At 65.4% G+C, this 18,303-nt stretch carries 16 protein-coding genes and 2 pseudogenes; 7 read left to right on the top strand and 11 right to left on the bottom strand.

Features of this window, described 5'->3' with window-relative positions; all coding sequences use genetic code 11:
* Nucleotides 1–7: 7 nt before the first annotated feature.
* The 6 genes and pseudogenes from Tchar_RS04085 to Tchar_RS04110 all read left to right on the top strand — a co-directional run bounded on the left by Tchar_RS04085 (nucleotide 8) and on the right by Tchar_RS04110 (nucleotide 6,352).
* Complete coding sequence (locus Tchar_RS04085) at nucleotides 8–655, top strand: hypothetical protein (RefSeq protein WP_144327809.1); 648 nt, start codon at nucleotides 8–10, stop codon at nucleotides 653–655.
* Nucleotides 652–1,470, top strand: a complete 819-nt coding sequence (locus Tchar_RS04090; protein WP_144327810.1) for a S1 family peptidase — start codon at nucleotides 652–654, stop codon at nucleotides 1,468–1,470. Before Tchar_RS04085 ends, Tchar_RS04090 begins: the two co-directional genes overlap by 4 nt.
* A gap of 97 nt (nucleotides 1,471–1,567) precedes the next feature.
* Complete coding sequence (locus Tchar_RS04095; RefSeq protein ID WP_161595447.1) at nucleotides 1,568–3,766, top strand: SulP family inorganic anion transporter; 2,199 nt, start codon at nucleotides 1,568–1,570, stop codon at nucleotides 3,764–3,766.
* Nucleotides 3,767–4,148: 382 nt separating this feature from the next.
* Nucleotides 4,149–5,056, top strand: a pseudogene (locus Tchar_RS04100) (permease).
* 44 nt (nucleotides 5,057–5,100) lie between these two features.
* Complete coding sequence (locus tag Tchar_RS04105) at nucleotides 5,101–6,039, top strand: MBL fold metallo-hydrolase (RefSeq protein WP_144327812.1); 939 nt, start codon at nucleotides 5,101–5,103, stop codon at nucleotides 6,037–6,039.
* 76 nt (nucleotides 6,040–6,115) lie between these two features.
* Entirely contained in the window at nucleotides 6,116–6,352 is a 237-nt protein-coding gene (locus Tchar_RS04110; RefSeq protein WP_144327813.1) for a thioredoxin family protein, read from the top strand.
* A 41-nt stretch (nucleotides 6,353–6,393) separates the two neighbouring features.
* Here Tchar_RS04110 and Tchar_RS04115 read toward each other — a convergent pair whose 3' ends face one another.
* From Tchar_RS04115 to Tchar_RS04165, 11 genes are read right to left on the bottom strand one after another with little or no spacing between them, the layout of a single operon-like run.
* Nucleotides 6,394–7,977, bottom strand: a complete 1,584-nt coding sequence (locus tag Tchar_RS04115) for a cryptochrome/photolyase family protein (protein WP_144327814.1) — start codon at nucleotides 7,975–7,977, stop codon at nucleotides 6,394–6,396.
* Entirely contained in the window at nucleotides 7,974–8,126 is a 153-nt protein-coding gene (locus tag Tchar_RS04120; RefSeq protein WP_408033534.1) for a DUF2256 domain-containing protein, read from the bottom strand. Before Tchar_RS04120 ends, Tchar_RS04115 begins: the two co-directional genes overlap by 4 nt.
* Nucleotides 8,126–9,787, bottom strand: a complete 1,662-nt coding sequence (locus tag Tchar_RS04125; protein ID WP_144327816.1) for an FAD-binding domain-containing protein — start codon at nucleotides 9,785–9,787, stop codon at nucleotides 8,126–8,128. Before Tchar_RS04125 ends, Tchar_RS04120 begins: the two co-directional genes overlap by 1 nt.
* 7 nt (nucleotides 9,788–9,794) lie before the next feature.
* Nucleotides 9,795–10,283, bottom strand: a complete 489-nt coding sequence (locus Tchar_RS04130; protein ID WP_144327817.1) for a nuclear transport factor 2 family protein — start codon at nucleotides 10,281–10,283, stop codon at nucleotides 9,795–9,797.
* A 3-nt stretch (nucleotides 10,284–10,286) separates the two neighbouring features.
* A complete protein-coding gene (locus Tchar_RS04135; protein ID WP_144327818.1) occupies nucleotides 10,287–11,057 on the bottom strand; it encodes an SDR family NAD(P)-dependent oxidoreductase in 771 nt (256 codons plus the stop codon).
* Nucleotides 11,054–11,584 carry a DUF3833 domain-containing protein gene (locus Tchar_RS04140; RefSeq protein ID WP_144327828.1) on the bottom strand — a complete coding sequence of 177 codons (531 nt, stop codon included), beginning with the start codon at nucleotides 11,582–11,584 and terminating at the stop codon, nucleotides 11,054–11,056. Before Tchar_RS04140 ends, Tchar_RS04135 begins: the two co-directional genes overlap by 4 nt.
* Before the next feature lie 42 nt (nucleotides 11,585–11,626).
* Nucleotides 11,627–12,934, bottom strand: coding sequence for an MFS transporter (locus tag Tchar_RS04145; RefSeq protein ID WP_144327819.1), 1,308 nt, complete (start codon nucleotides 12,932–12,934; stop codon nucleotides 11,627–11,629).
* The gene (locus tag Tchar_RS04150; protein WP_236640203.1) at nucleotides 12,931–13,563 is read right to left on the bottom strand and encodes a chalcone isomerase family protein; all 633 of its coding nucleotides are present in this window, start codon (nucleotides 13,561–13,563) and stop codon (nucleotides 12,931–12,933) included. Before Tchar_RS04150 ends, Tchar_RS04145 begins: the two co-directional genes overlap by 4 nt.
* On the bottom strand, nucleotides 13,532–14,776 hold the full coding sequence (locus Tchar_RS04155; RefSeq protein WP_408033536.1) for a class I SAM-dependent methyltransferase: 1,245 nt from the start codon (nucleotides 14,774–14,776) through the stop codon (nucleotides 13,532–13,534). Before Tchar_RS04155 ends, Tchar_RS04150 begins: the two co-directional genes overlap by 32 nt.
* A 5-nt stretch (nucleotides 14,777–14,781) precedes the next feature.
* Nucleotides 14,782–15,630 (bottom strand): DUF1365 domain-containing protein, encoded by an 849-nt coding sequence (locus Tchar_RS04160; protein ID WP_144327820.1) that lies wholly within the window; start codon nucleotides 15,628–15,630, stop codon nucleotides 14,782–14,784.
* Between the two features lie 26 nt (nucleotides 15,631–15,656).
* Nucleotides 15,657–16,961, bottom strand: a complete 1,305-nt coding sequence (locus Tchar_RS04165) for an NAD(P)/FAD-dependent oxidoreductase (RefSeq protein ID WP_144327821.1) — start codon at nucleotides 16,959–16,961, stop codon at nucleotides 15,657–15,659.
* 176 nt (nucleotides 16,962–17,137) lie between these two features.
* Between Tchar_RS04165 and Tchar_RS04170 the strand changes: the two are divergent.
* A pseudogene (locus Tchar_RS04170) lies at nucleotides 17,138–18,113 on the top strand (IS5 family transposase).
* Nucleotides 18,114–18,303: the final 190 nt, after the last annotated feature.

Below are 18,303 nucleotides of genomic sequence, written 5' to 3' on the forward strand. Positions count from 1 at the left end.
GATGGCGATGCAAACGATCACCTTGCGCACCTACGTGTTCATCGATGCGCTGCAGCCTCAGCTGGCGTCGCATATCGCCACATCGTCGCAGGGATTTTTGCCAGTACCCGGGGACGCCTGCTTGTGGGTCGAAGTGGCGCCTGGAATGGCCGTACACCGCTTATCCGACATCGCGCTCAAAGCCACCAATGTGCGCATGGGCGAGCAAGTCGTGGAGCGGGCATTTGGCTCGATGGAGATCCACTACCGTAACCAGAGCGAAGTACTGGCTGCTGGCGGCGTTATTTTGGAACAGTTGCGCACCACCGAGCAGGCGCGCTTGCCGTGCCGCGTTACCTGGAGCGAGGTGATTCGCGCCGTCACACCCGACCACGCCACGCTCATCAACCGCCAGCTGCGGAAGGGCTCCATGCTGCTGCCTGGCAAGAGCATGTTCATCCTCGAGGTCGAGCCGGCCGGCTACGTGATTTATGCAGCTAACGAAGCGGAAAAAGCTGCGAATGTCACATTGATCGATGTCAAGCCGTTTGGCAGTTTCGGCCGCTTGACCATGATGGGTAGCGAGGCCGAGGCGGCCGAAGCGCAACGCGCGGCGCATCGCGCCGTGCAGGAGATCAACGCGAGGTGTGCCACTCAGCAGGAGACGCGGCCATGACGGCATGGACGATTGACACGGCGCACAAGCGGTTGCTCTATCACACCCTGCGCGTCGATACCGTATTGCGCGATGGCACCCGGGGTACGGGTACTGCTTTCGTTTTGGCGCACACCTACGCACGGGGACGTGCCTTGTTCGTCGTCACCAACCACCATTTGGTTGAGGACGTGGCCAGCGGGGCACTCGTCTTCACGATGGCGCGTGCGGGACAACCGCTGCTGCGCAGCCGCTTCGAGCTGCGCATCGAGGATTTTGCTGACGCCTGGCTGCCGCACCCCGACGCCAGCGTCGATTTGGCCATCACGCCTCTGCAGCCCATGCTGGATGCTGCGGCGGACCAAGGGGTGGAGCTGTATTGGCAGCCAATCGATAGTCACGAGGCGCTCACGAGTCACGACGCGGCAGCGCTCGACGCACTGGAGGATGTGCTATTCGTCGGCTATCCCAGTGGGGTGTGGGATCAGGTCAACGGTCTACCAATTTTGCGGCGCGGCATCACGGCCACTCCGCCGGGGCTCGATTTCGAAGGACGCCGGGAATTTTTGATCGATGCCGCAGTTTACCCGGGATCGAGTGGTAGCCCGGTGTTCATTGTCGGCTCCACGCCAGTGGGGGCGGAAACGCTACGTTTTGCGGGCGTCGTGACCGCGGTATTTTTTCGCGAAGAGACCCGCGGGCTGGTGCCGCAGCCGGTGCCCGCATCGCACAGCCCGGGTGGCACCAACGCCGAGATGATCGATTTGGGGTTGGTGGTCAAGGCCGAGGAGGTGTGTGCACTGGCCGATGCTTATTTGAGCCGATGGGTTGCGTGAGGGCAAGGAAATGTCACGAATCTCCACCGCTGCTGAGATGGCGCCCCAAAAGGCGCCCCAAAACGGATGGGCAGGGCTGCGTCACTGGCGGCACGACATGCTGGCAGGCTTTCAGGTTGCCTTGCTGTGGACGCCTTTCTCGTTGGGTGTGGCGTTGGCCTCTGGCGCGCCAGCCGTCGCTGGCCTGATTTCGGCCATTGTCGCCGGCTTGTTGTATCCCTTTCTCGGTGGTTCATACGTGACCGTCAGCGGTCCAGCCGCGGCGCTGGCGCCCGTGTTACTGTGGGGCATGCTCACCCTGGGGCACGGTGACTTGGCGGCTGGATACCCATTGGTGCTGGTGGCCGTGGTTTTCACTGGCATATTGCAGCTGGTGTTGGCGGCGCTGAAGGCCGGTCGCTACACGAGCTTGTTGCCGGTGACGGTGGTAGAGGCGATGCTGGCCGCCATCGGCATCATGATCATCGTTCGCCAATTGCCCGCTTTGGTTGGTGCGCCTTCCGCGCCAGCAAAGTCTGTATTGGAAGCGTTGACCCAATTGCCGACCCAGTTGGCGCAGGCACAGGTTGTGCCGCTCGCCATTGGCGTGGGTGGTTTGTTGCTGCTGTTCGCGTTGCGCCGTCCGAAACAGGCCATGTGGCGTTGGATTCCGCCTGCGATCGTGGTAGCAGCACTCGGCGGCCTGGTGGGCTGGTTGGCGGAATTGCCTGCCGGTTTCCGTATTGCGATGCCAGAGCAATTGATCGATGGTATCGTGTTTCCCGATTTCGCCGGGTGGCTGCAAAGCCCCGATCTGTGGTTGCCGATGTTGATGGTGGTGTTGACATTTACGATGATAGATGGTGTGGAGTCGGTGGCCAGCGTAAAAGCCGTGGATAAAATCGACCCCTGGCGACGGCAGTCGGACGCCAACAAAACACTGCGTGCGATGGGAGTTTGCAACGTGGCCTCGGGTATGTTAGGTGGCTTGACGGTGATACCTAACGCCGTGCCGAGTCGTGCCAACATCGACGCCGGCGCCCGGACCTTGTGGTCCAATTTATACAGTGGTGTCTTTTTGCTCGTCTTCGCGTTGGCGCTACCATCCCTGCTTACCTTGATTCCGCTGGCAGCCATCGCTTCGATTCTAATCTATATCGGCTGGCGTTTGTGCGAGCCCGCCGTTTTCGTGCGCATTGCCGCCATTGGTCGTGACCGTTTACTGGTTTTTACGGCAACGGTGATCGCGATTTTGCTGACCGATTTGCTCAAAGGAATGTTCATCGGCGTCGCCATCGAATTGGTGTTGTTGCTTTATTTGCAAACACCGTCGCTGCGCTGGATCATCACTGGGCGCATGACATTCAAGGACGCCATGCAGCTCTATCGTCAGACGATCGTCGGCATGTTTCGCAATCCGGTTATCAAGCATCGCATCGAGCGCGTCGTAGACGCGCCAACCGATGCGGGGGCGGCACCCCATCATGTTTTCACTCTGGGTAGCTTGCTGGGCTTCAACACGCTGCGCCTGCAAGAAGAAATAGCAGGCGTGCCGCCAGCACACCCCACAGTCTTACGCTTTACCGAGTCAGCCAAGCTCATCGACCACAGTGCAATGGAATTTTTGCAGCACACAGAAGAGGAGTACGCGGCTGAAGGACGTCCGTTTGAGGTGCAGGGCTTGGAGCATTTCCACCCTTTTTCCGCTCATCCTCTGGCCACGCGGCTGCAAGAACCGGGTAGCAAGTGGCGCGAGGTGGTGTTGGATGAGCGTGCACGCACGATGGCGGGGTTGGCCGAAGCGCTTGGGTTATCGTTCGACGCCAGTGTGCGCGTTACGGTCAACCGCGATGGTTTCGTTTATTTGCGCCGCGGCGATCAGCGTGAGGAGCGCAATACGATCAGTGGTAACTATCAGGGTGTCACGGTGCGGGTACTGGACTATGAGCACACCTCACCGCCCGACTATTACGTTGCCCACCGCCACACTTTGTTGTTTTTCGATTGGCCTGATGCAGCCGCCCCGCCGGGGGTACAGGTTCTGGCGCCTGGCCACTACCTGGAGCGTTATCTGGTCGGCTTGACCGAGGTCGAAAACAAAGAAAGCCTGCCTTCTGGGCACAGACTGTACGCCGAGGAGGGGGCCGCTGATGATGGTTTTGTCATCTTTGGGGCGCGCATGGTGGCAGCGGTGGGTGAGCTGTACATCGAATACCGCCGCGGGCGCGTTTTGCTGTTTGCCCCTGGCCGCGCGTGGGAGTCGCCAGTGCGTATCCAAGCGATGCTGCGGGCGCTGCGACAGGCGCTCGTCCCATGACCCGTTGCTATCTGGCCCAGGTGCGGCGTTCGAGCCACCGAGGGTGATTGGAGGCAACGCGGCAGTGGCAGCGCCGCGCGCGGACAGCACTCAGCGTGGTGTCGAGCGCTGCGGGTGATGTCTGTCGCGGCCGAGACTGGAGTGGTGTGCGCCGTGTAGAGCCGGTTTGGATGTCCACGAGGGTTGACTGCTGCTGCGCAAGCGGCGATTGCATCTTTTTGCACCCTGCTTCGTCTTCTGCGGTAAGGCAACACTCGTATCCCAGGTCAGCGCCTGGTCGCGCAAGCAGCCGCTGCCGTTTTTGTTGAGCGGCGCTTTGCTGTGGTGGGTCTTGTACCAAGCGCTCATCCCCGCCTCCGATGCGCTGGTGGCGGCGCTGCCGGTGGAGCGCAACAGCCATCTGGGCAGCGCCTTGCAATTTTTCTTCTATGACACGCCGAAGGTCCTGCTGCTGTTGACGGCAGTGGTGTTCGTTATGGGCATGGTCAACAGCACTTTCACCCCGGAGCGCACGCGCGCCCTGCTGGCAGGACGCAGCGAGGGGTTGGCCAATGTGATGGCGGCCTTGCTCGGTATCGTCACCCCGTTTTGTTCGTGTTCGGCGGTGCCGCTGTTCATCGGTTTCGTGCAGGCGGGCGCGCCGCTGGGGGTGACGTTTTCGTTTCTGATCGCCGCGCCTATGGTCAACGAGGTGGCCCTAGCGCTGCTGTCGGTTTGTTCGGCTGGAAAATCGCTGCGCTGTATCTGGGGCTGGGGTTGTCGGTGGCGATTGTGGCCGGTTGGATCATCGGCCGGCTGCGACTGGAGAACCATCTGGAAGACTGGGTGCGCGCGATGCCCAAACAGTCGGCCGACTACGAAGCGGTGGCCATCACCTTGGCCGACCGCGTGCAGGCGGGCTTGGCTGCCGTGCGCGAGATCGTGGGCAAAGTGTGGCCGTACATTTTGGCGGGCATCGCGGTGGGGGCCGGCATTCACGGCTGGGTGCTGCAGGATTTCATGGCCAGCATCATGGGCAAAGAGGCGTGGTGGTCGGTGCCGTTGGCCGTCCTGATTGGCGTGCCGATGTATGCCAACGCCGCCGGCATCATTCCCATCGTACAGGCGCTGCTGGCCAAAGGCGCCGCGTTGGGCACCGTGCTGGCCTTCATGATGAGTGTGATCGGGTTGTCGCTGCCTGAAATGATCATTTTGCGCAAGGTGCTCAAGATACGCTTGATCGCGACGTTCGTGGGCGTTGTCGCCACCGGCATTTTGGCCGTCGGCTTCATCTTCAACGCCGTGTTGTGATGGGATCGGTTGCGGGGAGTGTGACGACCGTGGAGAGGCTTCGTATGCAGAAGGGGTGGTACCGCTCGTGGGTGGGGCTGGTGGCGGCGCTGACGCTGATCGTGGCCTGGCCCGCCCAGGCGTTGGAGATCGTATTTCAACCCGTGGCACCACAGGTGTATGCCTACATTGGCGACATCGAGGGGCGCACGTATGAAAACGAGGCGCTCAACGCCAATCTGGGCTTGGTGGTGACGCCGACGGGCGCCCTCCTGATCGACAGTGGGGCGACGTTTCAAAGCGCCCAGAAAATCGCCGCGGCCGTCCGACGGATCACCGATCAGCCGATCCGCTGGGTCGTCAACACTGGCGGCCAAGACCACCGCTGGCTGGGCAACGGCTATTTCAAGGCGCAGGGGGCGGAAATCATCGCCCATATCCATGCGCGGGACGATATGCTGGCACGCGGGCCCGAGCACATTCGGGCCAATTCGCCGGTGCTGAAGGAGAAACTGGTCGGCACCGAACCGGTGTTGCCGACGCGCTGGGTGCACGACGACGACACCACGCTGGACTTCGGCGGCGTCACCGTCCAATTGGTGCACCGCGGCGGCGGACACACACCGGGCGACACGATGGTGTGGCTGCCGCACAGCGGGGTGGTGTTTACGGGCGATGTGGTGTACGTGGACCGCATCTTGGGGCTGCACCCAGTGAGCAAGACGCGCACCTGGCTCAAGAGTTTCGAGGCGCTGGAGGCGCTGGCCCCGAAGGTGGTGGTGCCGGGCCATGGCCGGGTGACCACATTGGCCCAGGCGCAACGCGATACCGGCGACCTGCTGCGGGCGTTGCGCGCGCACATGGGGCGGGCGGTGGAGGCGGGGGTCGATATGAGTACGGCAATCCGGACTTTCGATGGGACGCCGTTTCGTCACCTCAAGCACGCGGACGTCTGGCTGCCGCAGCTGGCCAACCGCGCGTATCTGGAAATGGAAATGGAGTGAGTGGGGCGCGCATCGCATTTCGGATCGCGCCTTCGTGTCACTGCACTCGTCGTGCAATCGAAATGGAGCAAAAGTCATGAAGGACATCAAAGTGTTGGGCACGGGGTGTGCCAACTGCAAGACGACCGTGGCGTTGATCGAACAGGTGGCCAAGGCCAAGGGTGTCGAGGTGAAGCTGGAAAAAGTCGAGGCTTTGCCGGACATCATGCGCTATGGCGTGATGCGTACACCGGGCGTGGTGATCGACGGCAAGGTGGTGCATGCCGGCGGCATTCCCGCCCGCGACAAGGTCGAAGAGTGGCTCTCGACCTGAGCCCCGTGCGCTGATCGGCGTGTGCCGATCGGCTGTGGTGGCTACAGCGTATCGATGCGCGCGCGCAGGTCGTCGGCGTGGCGCGTGATGGCTTCGCGCTCGCTGGCCGCCATGCGATCGAGCTGCCGCACAATGACTGCCATGCGCGGGTGTGCCGCCAGGCGCTGACGCTGGCGCGCCAAGAAGTCCCAGTACAGAGCGTTGAACGGGCAGGCGCGCGCGCCGACGCGCTGCTTGGGGTCGTATGCGCAGCCGGTGCAGTGGTCGCCCATGCGCTGCAGATAAGCCGCACTGCTGACATAGGGCTTGGTGGCCATCAGGCCACCATCGGCCCACTGGCTCATGCCCAGGGTGTTGGGCGCCTCCACCCACTCGAAGGCGTCGATATAGACCCCGAGGTACCAGCGGTGGACCTCGGCGGGGTTGCAGCCCGCCAGCAAGGCGAAGTTGCCGGTGACCATCAAACGCTGAATGTGGTGGGCGTAGGCTCCATCGAGCGTCTGCCGCAAGGCCGCGCGCAGGCAGGCCATGCGGGTCTCACCCGTCCAATACCAAGCGGGCACCGGGCCGGAATGCCCGAGCGCGTTGAGCCGGGTATAACCGGGCATCTTTGCCCAGTACACCCCACGCACATACTCGCGCCAGCCCAGAATCTGGCGAATGAAACCCTCCACCGCCGCCAAGGGGGCGTGGCCGGTGCGCCAAGCGGCTTCGGCGCGTGCCACCACTTCGTGGGGGCGCAGCATTTTGGTGTTGAGGGCAAACGACAACTGCGAGTGAAACAGTCGCTCGTGGCGCGCCGACAAGGCATCCTGAAAACGCCCGAAGTGGGGCAGCGCGTGGGCGATGAAGGCATCGAGCTGGGCCAGCGCCTCGGTGCGGTCGAGCGGCCAAGGCAGGGCGTGTGCCTGTGGGTCGCCCAGGGTGTGTACGCCGGCGGCGACGATCGTGGCCCACAGCGCGCGCAGATCGTGGCGGGGGCGCGGGTCTGGCGGCGGTGCGGGCTCGCCGCGCCACGGCTGGCGGTTGTCGGCATCGAAATTCCAGCGACCACCCGCTGGCTGATCGCCATCCATCAAGACGCGATGCTGGCGACGCATGCGGCGATAGAAGTGCTCCATCACCCAGTGGCGGTGCCCGGCCAGTGCGCGGGCGACGCCATCGCGCGCGGTGTAGAAGTGCGCGCTATCGACCGTGCGCACTGGTAGTGCGGCGGCTTGGGCCCAGAGACGCAGTTCGGCATCGAGCCGCCATTCATCGGGCTGTTGGTATTCCACCGCCACGGCCTGCAACGACTGCGCCAACACCTGCAGGTTGGCGACAATGCCTTGCCGGTTGTCGGCGGCGTCGATGGGCAGGTAGCGCACGCAGTGACCGGCGGCGTGTAAGCGCGTGGCAAACCGCCGCATGGCGGCAAACAACGCCAACACCTTTTGCGCGTGGTGGCGCACATAGTCGGTTTCGGCGCGCACTTCCATCAGCACATACAGCACGTCGAGCCGCACTTCGGCCAACCATGGGTGCTGGGGGTCGAGCTGGTCGCCCAAGATCAGGCGCAGCACGGGACGCTCAGGGGCCTGCCCTGGATCGAGGAGGGCGGGCGGCAGGGCGGCGGCGTTTGTCATGGGGTGGGTGGGCCGCGGCGGTTGCGGCGGCAGCGTTCGGAGCAGTAGCGCACGGCCTCCCAGTCGCGCGCCCACTTGCGTCGCCAGACGAAGGGGCGGCCGCAGACGGGGCAGATTTTGTTGGGCAGGTCGGCTTTGCGGCGCATCATCACCACAGGCTCAGTTGTTCGGCGGGGGGCGTGCGGCGGCGCGGCGGGGCCGGTTCACGGCCATGGGCGTCGCGCGCGCCCGGCATGCCGCGGCGCGAGCCATGGCGCTGTAACACGGCTGCGGCCAGCACGTCCATCGCCGGGGTGCCGCGCCGCGCGTGTAGCCGCGCTTTGCCGCTGCGCAGAGCCGACTCCAGCTCCACCACCGGCACCGGGATGTCATATCCGATCCGCACACCGCAGCGCTGTTGCAGCGCAGCCGGCATGCGCCACGGTTCGAACAGCCAGACATCGGGCACGCGTTGCAGTGTCGGCAGCCAGCGCCGCACGAATACGCCGTGCGGATCGTGGTCGCGCGCTTGTTTGATGGGGTTGTACACGCGTGTGGCGTTGATACCCGTGGTGCCCGACTGCATCTGCATCTGCGGCCAATGGATGCCGGGCTCGTAGTCCAGAAATAAGCGCGCCAGCCACAACCCTACCGGCCGCCAGTGCAGCCACAACGGGTAGGCCGCCACGGATACCAACATGGCGCGCATGCGAAAGTTGAGCCAGCCGCTGTCGCGCAGCTGAGCCACGCAGGCGTCCACCAGGGGCCAGCCGGTGCGGCCTTGTTGCAGCGCATCGAAGTGCGCGGGGTTCCAGTCGTCTTCGCGCAAACCGTCGTAGCCGCGGTGAAGGTTGCACCATTCGAGCTCGGGTTCGCTCTCCAGTTTCTGGATGAAGTGGCAGTGCCAGAACAGACGGCTTTCAAAGGCGCGCAAGCCGGCTGCCAAGCGGTGTGCCAGGCGGTTCGCGCTTGGCTGCGCGCGGCATGCAGCGCAGCGGGCGCGCGTGGCCTGTACCACCTCGCGCAGACTCAACACACCGTAAGCCAAGTACGGCGACAGGCGCGAGCATGCCTGCGGAGCCGTCAACGGCGACGAGATGCCGCCGCGGTACAGCGCTGCGCGGTCCTGCAGAAAGTCGGATAGCGTGGTCACGGCAGCGCTGCGGCCGCCGCGCTGGCGGTTCGGGGGTTGCCAGGGGTCCAGGCCGAGCGCTGCTGCATCCGGCCACGCGCTCGGTGCGAAGGCGCCGTCGCACTCGCGCCAGACGACGGTGTCCGCGGCACCTTCCCAGGCGCCGAGCAGCTGCGCTGGCCGCTCGAGCGGCCACGGCGCAAAGGTCAGCGCCGGCGGCGGCCAGCGCACCTGGGCTGCCGCCATCAGGGCTTCGCGCTCGGCCAGCCAGTGGTTGCGGTCGCGCAGGCCGCGTACGACGCCGAATTGGCGCGCCTCGTGCATGGCGACGCCATGCGCGCGCGCCCAGCGGCGCACGGCTTGGTCGCGCGCAAAGGTGTGGGCATTGCCGGTTTCCTCGTGCGCGTGGATGGCCTGCACGCCAAGCCGTTGATGCAATGCCTGCAGCACCGGCACCGCCTCGCCCATCAGCACGTGCAGCCGTGCATGCGGCAGACCGGTTGCGCGCAGCGCGGCGTCCAACTCGGCCAGGCTTTCGCGGATGAAGCCCCAGTGCTGAGCGGCAGCGTCCGGTTGGCGCCACAGGCTGGGCTCGATGATGTAGATGGCCAGCACGGGGCCCGAGCGCGCCGCCGTTGCCAGCGGGGCGTGGTCGTGGACGCGCAAATCGCGTTTGAACCACACGAGTTGCACCGCCATGCCTTCGCTACGCCTCCATCTCGAATCCGGGTGCCGCCACGCGCCGGCGCAGCCAGCGCATCAGCGCGCCCAGTACTGGCCATTGTTCGTAGAATTCCTGCGCGGCGTCCCAGTAGTCGCGGTGCTCACGGATGCGCCCATCGGGTGCGAAGCGAAGGTGGGTGCTGCCATGGATGCGGCGTTCGCGCCGCTGGCCGCGAAAGTAGAAGAAAAAGTCCCAGATCAGGAAGGCTTGCCGGGCGTCGCCCAGCCGCTCACGCACGACGAAGCGCGGCGCATCCAGCTGGCCGTACATGTGCTCGAAGATGGCGCGGATGGCTGGCAACCCCTGTACCGAGTGAAAGGGGTCGTGAAAGCGGGCGCCTTCGGTGTAGATGCGATCCAGCTGTCCAAGCGCGGCGGGGGTCAGGGTTTCGAAGAAGTGCGCCACGGCATCGGCCGGTGTCGGCGCGGCGGCGCCGGCGGTGGGGGGCGCAGGAGGCGGCAGGGGATTCATGGCTCACAAACCGGTGACACGGTGAATGAGGGCGAAGTACCAGCGATCGGGCAGCCAGCGCAACGCCCGCAACGCATAGGTAAAGCGCTTGGGAAAGTGGATTTCGAACGCCCCGCGTGCCCAGCCGCGCAAGATGGCCGCAGCGGCTTGCTCGGGCGTGATCAGCGCGGGCATGCGGAAGGCGTTCTGCGCCGTCAGCGGTGTGGCGACGAAGCCGGGGCTGATCAGGCTGACCCCCAGCCCGCGCGGGCGTAGGTCCAGAAAAAGCACCTCGGCTAGATTGGCTATGGCGGCCTTGGTGGGGCCATAGGCCAAGGCTTGCGGCAGCCCTCGATAGCCGGCGACGCTACCCACCAGACTGAGGTGTCCGTGACCCTGCGTCAGCAGGCGCGGCACGCAGGCCCCGAGCAGATGCAGGGCGCCCTCGACATTGACGCGCTGGTGGCGCAGCAGTTCGTCGGTGTCGATGGCGGTGGCACGCAGCGGCCGGTAATGACCAGCGCAGTAAAGAATCAGGTCGAGCGGCCCGTCGGCAAACACTTGCGCGGTGGCTTGCTCGACGGCGGCGCGGTCCGTCACGTCCAGCGCCAAGGCTCGACGCCGTGGCGCGGCTGCGGCGAAGCTCTGCAGCGCAGCTGCCTGGCGCGCCGAGACGAGTACCTCGGCGCCGCGCGTGTGCAAGGCTTCGGCCACGGCCAGTCCGATGCCGGAGGAGGCGCCGACGATCCAGGCGCGCCGGCTGTGCCAGTCGCGCAGCACAGGGTTCAGGCTCATGGGCTCAGCTTGGTGAAGGCCAGCGTCACTTCGCCCAAGCGAATGCCGAATTTGCTCATCACGGCGCGGTTGAGCATGATGCGCTCGTCGATCAGGTACATCCAGTCATCGAACTGTACCTCATACACCCGGCCATCGACGGGCAGGCGCAGTGTGTAGCGCCAGTTTAAGGCATTGCCGCTGGTGCGGCCGCTGGCTTCGCCGACCACGTCGTCGGCCGTGCCTCGATAGCGGCCATTGCCTTCATCCACCAGGCGCCAGACGCGCCGTTCGGTCTTGCCGTCGCTGTAGGTGAAGCGCTCATCCAGCACGCCCTGGTTGCCGCTCCAGGTGCCCGTCATCTCGACCACGAAGCGCCGCACGACCTGGCCGCTGCGGTCCTGAAACATACCGTGGGCGACCAGACGGCCATTGAAGTAGGTTTTGAGGTCGAGGACTGGGCGTTCGGATACGTAGGTGTCGAGCTGCTGCGATGCGCAGCTCGCCAGCAACACGGCGGCGGCGGCGAGTAGCCAGCGGCGGGGCAGGGCGGGGGCATCGGAAAGGTGCACGGGCGACTCCTCGGGCGGTCAGGGACACGGGGCGGGTGGGAGCTGGCTGGGATGGGGGGCAGCAGCCGGGTGGTGAGGATGCCGTCCGAACCCATGCCACAGCAGCCCGGCCGCCATCACTTTGAAAAGACAGGGCAGCACGGCATAGGTCAGGGACAGAGCCTGTAAACCCGCCGCATCGCGGCTGCCCGGGGTGTAGCCGAGCGCCGCAAGCGCCGGCAGCGCCACGGCCGCGGCCAGCGCCAGGTTGGCCTTGGCTGCCAGATTCCACCAGCCAAAGTAGGCGCCCTCGTGCCGGCTGCCGTCGCCCGCTTCGGCAATCACGCCCGCCAACAGCGCCGCGGGCAGAATCAAATCGGCTCCCAAGGCCAACCCAGAGAGCATGCAGACGACCCAGTAAGCCGCGGCGTCGCCGGCGCCCAGTAACGCTGCCCAGGCGAATACCGCCACGGACAGCACCATGCCGGTGAGCCAGGCGCGCGCCAAGCCGACCCGACGTGTCCACGCCAGCCACGCGGGCATCCCCAGCGCGGCGGCCAAAAAGTAGCTGGTCAAAAAGAGCGGCTCCCACTGCGGCGCCTGCAGCCGATCGGCGATGAAAAACAGCACCAGCGTAGCGGGCATGGCGCTGGCCAAGCCGTTGAGTACGAAGACCACCATCAAGCGCCGAAAGCCAGCGTGCCGCCACGGGTGCCACCAATCGAGGTCGGCCTTGGTCCTGAAAGAGCCAGCCGCCAGCGCCGGCCGTGGGCCCCGACCCCACGCCCCGAGCGCGGCCGCCAAGGCCGCTGCCAGCACCGCCAAGGTCACCGGCCAGCCGGCAAGCGTGGGCAGCACCGCTGCCAACACCACGCCCAGCAAGGCCCAGCCCTCGCGCCAGGCAACGATGCGCGCTTGATGGGTCGCCTCGCCACCGAGGCGAGCGCCCCAGCTCTGATGCGCGATGGTCAGCACGCTGTAGGCCAAGGTCGTGACGGTGACCAGGACCAAGAACCACGCGAGCAAATGGTCATGCGCTGCCGGCGGCGGCAGCAGCAACCCCAACATTCCCAGCCAGAGCGCCAAGGCCGTCCACCACACGCGCCGCAGCACGGCGGCTGGCCCGGCGCGGAAGACGCCGTCCAGCCAGCGGCCGATCAAGGGGTCGGACAAGGCATCGAACGCGCGCGCCAGCAACAGCGCCGCGCCCAGTGCCGCCAGCGGAATATCCATGGTGGCGTAATGTTTGGGCAGGTGGACATACAGCGGCAGGGCGATGAAGGCCAAAGGCAGTCCGGGCAGCCCGTAGCGCCAGGCGTCGGTGATGGACGGCGGCGCGAGACTCATGGCGTGGTCGGCGGTGACGGCAGCGCGAGTGAGGCTTGGCGCAGACCCGGCTCGGAGGTGGTTGCAGCCAGCCAGATGCCAAAGAAGCGCTCGGCAAAACGCGCATCGGCCAACTCGCCGAGCACGCGGATGCGCCCATCGGGGCTGGTGTGGACGAAGCGCGCGCCCACCCCGGGCTGCCACAAGCCGGCGATGCGGTCGCCCGCCTGCACGTCGGGGAACAGGCGCTGCATGGCGCGCAACCAGGCCGCCTCGTCGGCGGGCTCCAGCGGGCCAGCGCGTCGCATCTCGTCGATGGAGCGGCGCGCGATGTCCCGACCGCGAAAACGGCGCGCGTGAGTCAACTCCAACACGATCGGTTCGCGCCCGAGCGCATCGGCGCGCCAGCCGAGGCCGGCATACAACCGGGCCTCGTATATCGGGATACCGAAAAAGCGCAGCGTGCCCGCGCCGACCAGCGCCGCTGCGGGCAGCAGGCTGGCGGCGCCAGGCGAGGCGGTTGACGCCTCGGCGGGCGCTGACCCTGGATCTGCGGCGTTGGCCCAGGCGGGGGAGGCCGCCAGGCACGCGGCCAACAGCGCCGGGCACCACCACCGTTCACGAGTTGACCAGCGTGTACTGCACGACATCGATATCTCCGGCCTCGAAGCCCGCCTCGCAATACGCGAGGTAAAACGACCACAGGCGCACAAAGCGCTCATCGAACCCCAGGGCCAACACCTCCTCGCGCCGGGCCAAAAAGTTGCGTCGCCAGCGTCGGCAGGTTTCGGCATAGTCGCGCCCGAAGGCGAGCATATCGACGATTTGCAAACCGGCGCGCGTGGCTTGCGCCCGGAAGGCCGACGGGCTTGGCAGGCAACCGCCAGGGAAGATGTATTGCTGTATGAAGTCGGTCGAGCGCACATATCGCTCGAACAACGCATCGCGGATGACGATGGCCTGGATGCAGGCGCGTCCGCCACGGCGCAGCAGCCGCTGCAGGGTCTCGAAATAGACGGGCCAGTACGCGCGTCCGACGGCTTCGATCATCTCGATCGAGACGATGGCATCATAAGGGCCGTCATTGACGTCACGGTAGTCTTGCAGGCGCAGTTCGACGCGATCGCTCAAGCCGGCGCTGGCCAGGCGCGCCCTGCCGTACGCCAGCTGCTCGGTCGATAGCGTGATGCCGGTGACATCGGCCCCGAAATCGCGTGCTGCCATTTCGGCCAGCGCCGCCCAGCCACAACCGATCTCCAGCAGCCGGGTGCCGGCCGTGACGCCGGCCATGCGCAAGGCACGCGCTATTTTGGCGCGCTGTGCACTGGCCAGATCACGTCCGGCATCGCCATCGAACCAAGCCGCAGAATAGGTCAGCGTCTCGTCCAGCCACAGGCGATAAAAGCCGTTGCCCAAGTCGTAGTGCGCATGGATATTGCGCCGGCTGCCACTGCGGGTGTTGCGGCGCAGCCAGTGCCGCCAGCGGTACAGCAGTCGGCCTGCCCACGTGCCGTGGATGACGTCCTCCAGTGCCTGCCGGTTGGCCAGCATCAGACGCAGCAGTGCGGCCAGATCGGGCGTGCTCCAGTCGCCCGCCAGGTACGACTCCGCAAACCCAATGTCGCCGCGCCGCCAGGCTGCCGTGGCCACCGACCAATCGCGCAACTCCAGCCGGGCGTGCGGCGCATCACACGCGCCGCGCTGTCCAAACAGCAGCGTGTGGCCGCTGGGCGTGCGCAGCTCCAGCGTGCCGTGACGCAGGCGCTGCAGCAAGCGCAGTGCGGCACGGGCGGCGGCTGGCGCGTCGGCGATGGCGACCGCCTGTTGGTCGGGGTCGTGGCGTGGCAGCTGGGGGGCGAGCAAAGACGTCACGTGGGATACCTCTCGGGCAGCAAGGGACGCGGCGACTGGGGGGTGACCGGCTCGGCGGGCGCGGCCGGTTTCGGGTAAATGCGCACGCCCTTGCGCCACAGGGTCAGGGCGTGGGCGTGAATGCGCGCGATCACCATCGCACTGTGCCAACGGTAGCGCCACAGCAGCGCTGACCAATCGCTGGCTTGGGCCGGCCGCAGCGTACCAGCGACGCTGGTGCGCAACAGCGGTCCCGCCTCGTCGTCGTATTCGATACGCACGACAGTGCGCTCGCCCTCCGGCCGTGTGCTGGTGCGCAGAAATCGGAAGCGGTAGCCGCCGGCCACAGGTAAAAATGGCGAGACGTGAAAGCGCTTGGGAGCCTGCAGCGTGTGTCCCCAGGCGGGCTCATCCAGCAGGTAGCAGTGACGCTCGCCAAACGTGTTGTTGACTTCAGCCACGATGGCGCGCAGCGCGCCGTCGGTGCAGTGACAGTACCAAAAGCTCACCGGCTTGAAGGCATAGCCCAGCACGCGGGGGTAGGTGTGTAACCACACGGGGCCGTCGGCGTCCGCGATGCCGTGCTGAGCGAGCAGCTCGCGCAACCACGCCAGGGCGCCCCCACGTTCGGGGCTCCGTCCATCGCCGTGATCCCGGTCGTCGAAGCTGATGAGGGCGCGGCGGTTGAGGGCCAGGCCGGCCTGGGCTGCTGCCGCCGCCAGGCGATGCATGGGCAGCAGCAAAAACCACGTGCGGTGGGCGAACGCGTGCTCGCGCGGGCGCAAGCGATGATGACGCACCCAGCCCTCGCCGATCAGCACGGTGTCGCTGAGGGACGCTGGTGCAGCGCTGGGCTGGGTCGTCATGGCGCGAAGGTACTCGACATGCGCGCTCAAGCGGCCGCGCGCTGCAGGCCCTGCCGCGCCAGCAGCGCGTCGGCAACCGCATAGCCCGACTTGAGACCATCTTCGTGAAAGCCGTAGCCGGTCCAAGCACCGCAAAACCACGTGTGCGCCTGTCCCTGCAGGGCGTCGATGTGTTGTTGCGCAGCGATGGCGGTGGCATCGAACACCGGGTGGTGGTACTCGAAGGTCGCCAAGATCCGCTCGGCGGCAATGGGCCGCAGCGGATTGAGCGACTCCACCACCGGCTGGGCAAACGGCAGCGGCTGCAAGACGTTGAGCCAGTAATGCAAACAGACGTGGGCCGCCTCCTGCCGCTGGTCGCTCGCGCGCTCGTAATTCCATGCCGACCAGACGCTGCGGCGGCGCGGCAACACCGAGGTATCGGTGTGCAACACCGCACGGTTGGCCTGGTAACGGATCGCGCCCAGCACGGCCTGTTCCTGCGGCGTGGGCCGCGCCAACAAGGCCAAGGCTTGGTCGCTGTGCGTGGCAAGCACCACCTCGTCGAAACGCTCGGCACCGGCGTCGGTGAACAGCGTCACGCCGGCGGCATCACGCTCGATGCGGCGTACCGGGGTGCGCAGGCGCGCCTCGTCGATGCGCGCGACGATGCGCTCGACGTACTGGCGCGCTCCGCCGGCCACCGTGAACCACTGCGGCCGTCCGTTGATTTGCAGCAGTCCGTGGTTGTGGCAGAAGCGAATTATCGTCGCCACCGGAAAGCCCAGCATCTGATCGGTGGGACAACTCCAGATGCACCCGATCATTGGCAACAGATACCAATCGCGGAAGGCAGCGCCGAAGCCGTGCGCATCCAAAAATGCCCCCAGCGGCTGCTGCAGCTCATCCGCGCGGCCATCGCGGGCCAGCTGGGTGCAGCGCCGATTGAAGCGCAGCAGGTCGGCCAGCATCACCCAGAAATGCGGGCGCACCAGGTTGCGCCGCTGCGCAAAGACGCTGGCCAGTGAGGCGCCGCCCCACTCCAGCCCGGCGCGATCGCCATCGGCGGGGATTTGCACCGAAAACGACATATCCGACGGCGCCGTCGGCACGCCCAGCTCGGCCAGCAGCGCGATCAGATTCGGGTAGGTGCGCTCGTTGAAAACCAAAAAGCCGGTATCGACGCCATGCGTGATGGACTGCCCGTGCGCCCCAGGCAGCGTGACACCCACCGTATGCGTGTGGCCGCCGAAGTAATCGTTGGCTTCGAACAGTGTCAGGTGCGCGTGTCCCCGCAATCGGTGCGCTACACCCAAGCCGGCGATGCCCGATCCCACGATGGCGATTTTCATTGTTGCGTATCCGAGATTGAACCCGATCGGGCGTTACGTTGTCCTAGACAAAACCATTGTATGCTGCATGGACTCATCGTGCACGTACAAGGTTCCCATACCATGAACCCAAATTGTCCATTAGGGAAGGTCTGCAAAACCTCCCCACCTGACTGCCGGGATGGGACAATAGCGACATGAAGCAGATGAGTCTTCAGGCGCCGATGTATACGGGCTTTGAGCTGCGCACCAAGCGCACCCGCAAGCGTGAGTTTTTGGAGCAGATGGAGCGTGTGGTGCCCTGGAAAGAGCTGGTTGCGCTCATCGAGCCGTATGCGCCCAAGGCAGGCCCCAAGGGTGGGGTCGTCCACCCTTTGCGGTCGAGAAGCTTTTGAGGATTTACTTTCTGCAGCAGTGGTTTGGGCTGTCGGATCCGGCGGTGGAGGAAGCCCTGTATGACACGCCGCTGCTGGCCCGGTTTGTTGGGTTGGACCTGGGGGTGGATGTGGTGCCGGATGAGAGCACCATCCTGCGCTTTCGACACCTGCTGGAGCAACACGGCCTGAGCGCGCGCATCCTCGAGACGGTCAATCGCATCCTGACCGAGCGTGGCCTCATGCTCAAAAGTGGCACCATCGTGGACGCCACGCTCATAGCCGCGCCCAGCTCGACCAAGAACGCGAGCGGCCAGCGCGATCCTGAGATGCACCAGACGAAGAAGGGCAATCAGTGGTACTTCGGCATGAAAGCGCACGTTGGGGTCGACGCCGAGACAGGGCTGGTACACACGGTGGTGGCCACCGCTGCCAACGTCTCGGATGTGACGCAGGCGCATCGGCTCTTGCACGGGCAAGAGACCGACGTCTTTGCCGATGCGGGCTATCAGGGAGTGGACAAGCGAGCGGAAAACCAGGGCAAGCAAGTCGCTTGGCACGTGGCCATGCGGGGCCGGGCAAGCGCCGGGCATTGGACAAGAGCACTTTTCTTGGCCAGGTGATGGATGCCTTGGAACGCACCAAGGCGCGCATTCGTGCCAAGGGCGAGCATCCGTTTCGGGTACTCAAATGCCAGTTTGGCTACTGCAAGACGCCCTATCGAGGCTTGGCCAAGAACGGCGCGCAACTCAACGTCCTGTTTGCGCTGGTCAATCTGTGGCTGGTGCGCAAGGCCTAGTTGTGAAGCTTCAATAGGTTGTATCTGCGGTTCACCCGGACTGCGTCTGGGAGACTGGGAGTCGCCAAACAATCCAGCACTTTCAGGAACAGCCGGATGAACACCCATAAGAATGCCCGACTTACCTTCGCCCGTCGCTTGCAGATGGTTCAAGAGATGACACAGCACGGGCTCAAGGCCTGTGAAGCGG

Source organism: Tepidimonas charontis, from assembly GCF_007556685.1.
GTDB lineage: Bacteria > Pseudomonadota > Gammaproteobacteria > Burkholderiales > Burkholderiaceae_C > Tepidimonas > Tepidimonas charontis.

Bases quoted from the DNA above. Each gene is read 5' to 3' on its own strand.
- Tchar_RS04085 (WP_144327809.1), top strand. From the start codon at position 8: ATGCAAACGATCACCTTGCGCACCTACGTGTTCATCGATGCGCTGCAG.
- Tchar_RS04090 (WP_144327810.1), top strand. From the start codon at position 652: ATGACGGCATGGACGATTGACACGGCGCACAAGCGGTTGCTCTATCAC.
- Tchar_RS04095 (WP_161595447.1), top strand. From the start codon at position 1,568: ATGCTGGCAGGCTTTCAGGTTGCCTTGCTGTGGACGCCTTTCTCGTTG.
- Tchar_RS04105 (WP_144327812.1), top strand. From the start codon at position 5,101: ATGCAGAAGGGGTGGTACCGCTCGTGGGTGGGGCTGGTGGCGGCGCTG.
- Tchar_RS04110 (WP_144327813.1), top strand. From the start codon at position 6,116: ATGAAGGACATCAAAGTGTTGGGCACGGGGTGTGCCAACTGCAAGACG.
- Tchar_RS04115 (WP_144327814.1), bottom strand. From the start codon at position 7,977: ATGACAAACGCCGCCGCCCTGCCGCCCGCCCTCCTCGATCCAGGGCAG.
- Tchar_RS04120 (WP_408033534.1), bottom strand. From the start codon at position 8,126: ATGATGCGCCGCAAAGCCGACCTGCCCAACAAAATCTGCCCCGTCTGC.
- Tchar_RS04125 (WP_144327816.1), bottom strand. From the start codon at position 9,787: ATGGCGGTGCAACTCGTGTGGTTCAAACGCGATTTGCGCGTCCACGAC.
- Tchar_RS04130 (WP_144327817.1), bottom strand. From the start codon at position 10,283: ATGAATCCCCTGCCGCCTCCTGCGCCCCCCACCGCCGGCGCCGCCGCG.
- Tchar_RS04135 (WP_144327818.1), bottom strand. From the start codon at position 11,057: ATGAGCCTGAACCCTGTGCTGCGCGACTGGCACAGCCGGCGCGCCTGG.
- Tchar_RS04145 (WP_144327819.1), bottom strand. From the start codon at position 12,934: ATGAGTCTCGCGCCGCCGTCCATCACCGACGCCTGGCGCTACGGGCTG.
- Tchar_RS04150 (WP_236640203.1), bottom strand. From the start codon at position 13,563: ATGTCGTGCAGTACACGCTGGTCAACTCGTGAACGGTGGTGGTGCCCG.
- Tchar_RS04160 (WP_144327820.1), bottom strand. From the start codon at position 15,630: ATGACGACCCAGCCCAGCGCTGCACCAGCGTCCCTCAGCGACACCGTG.
- Tchar_RS04165 (WP_144327821.1), bottom strand. From the start codon at position 16,961: ATGAAAATCGCCATCGTGGGATCGGGCATCGCCGGCTTGGGTGTAGCG.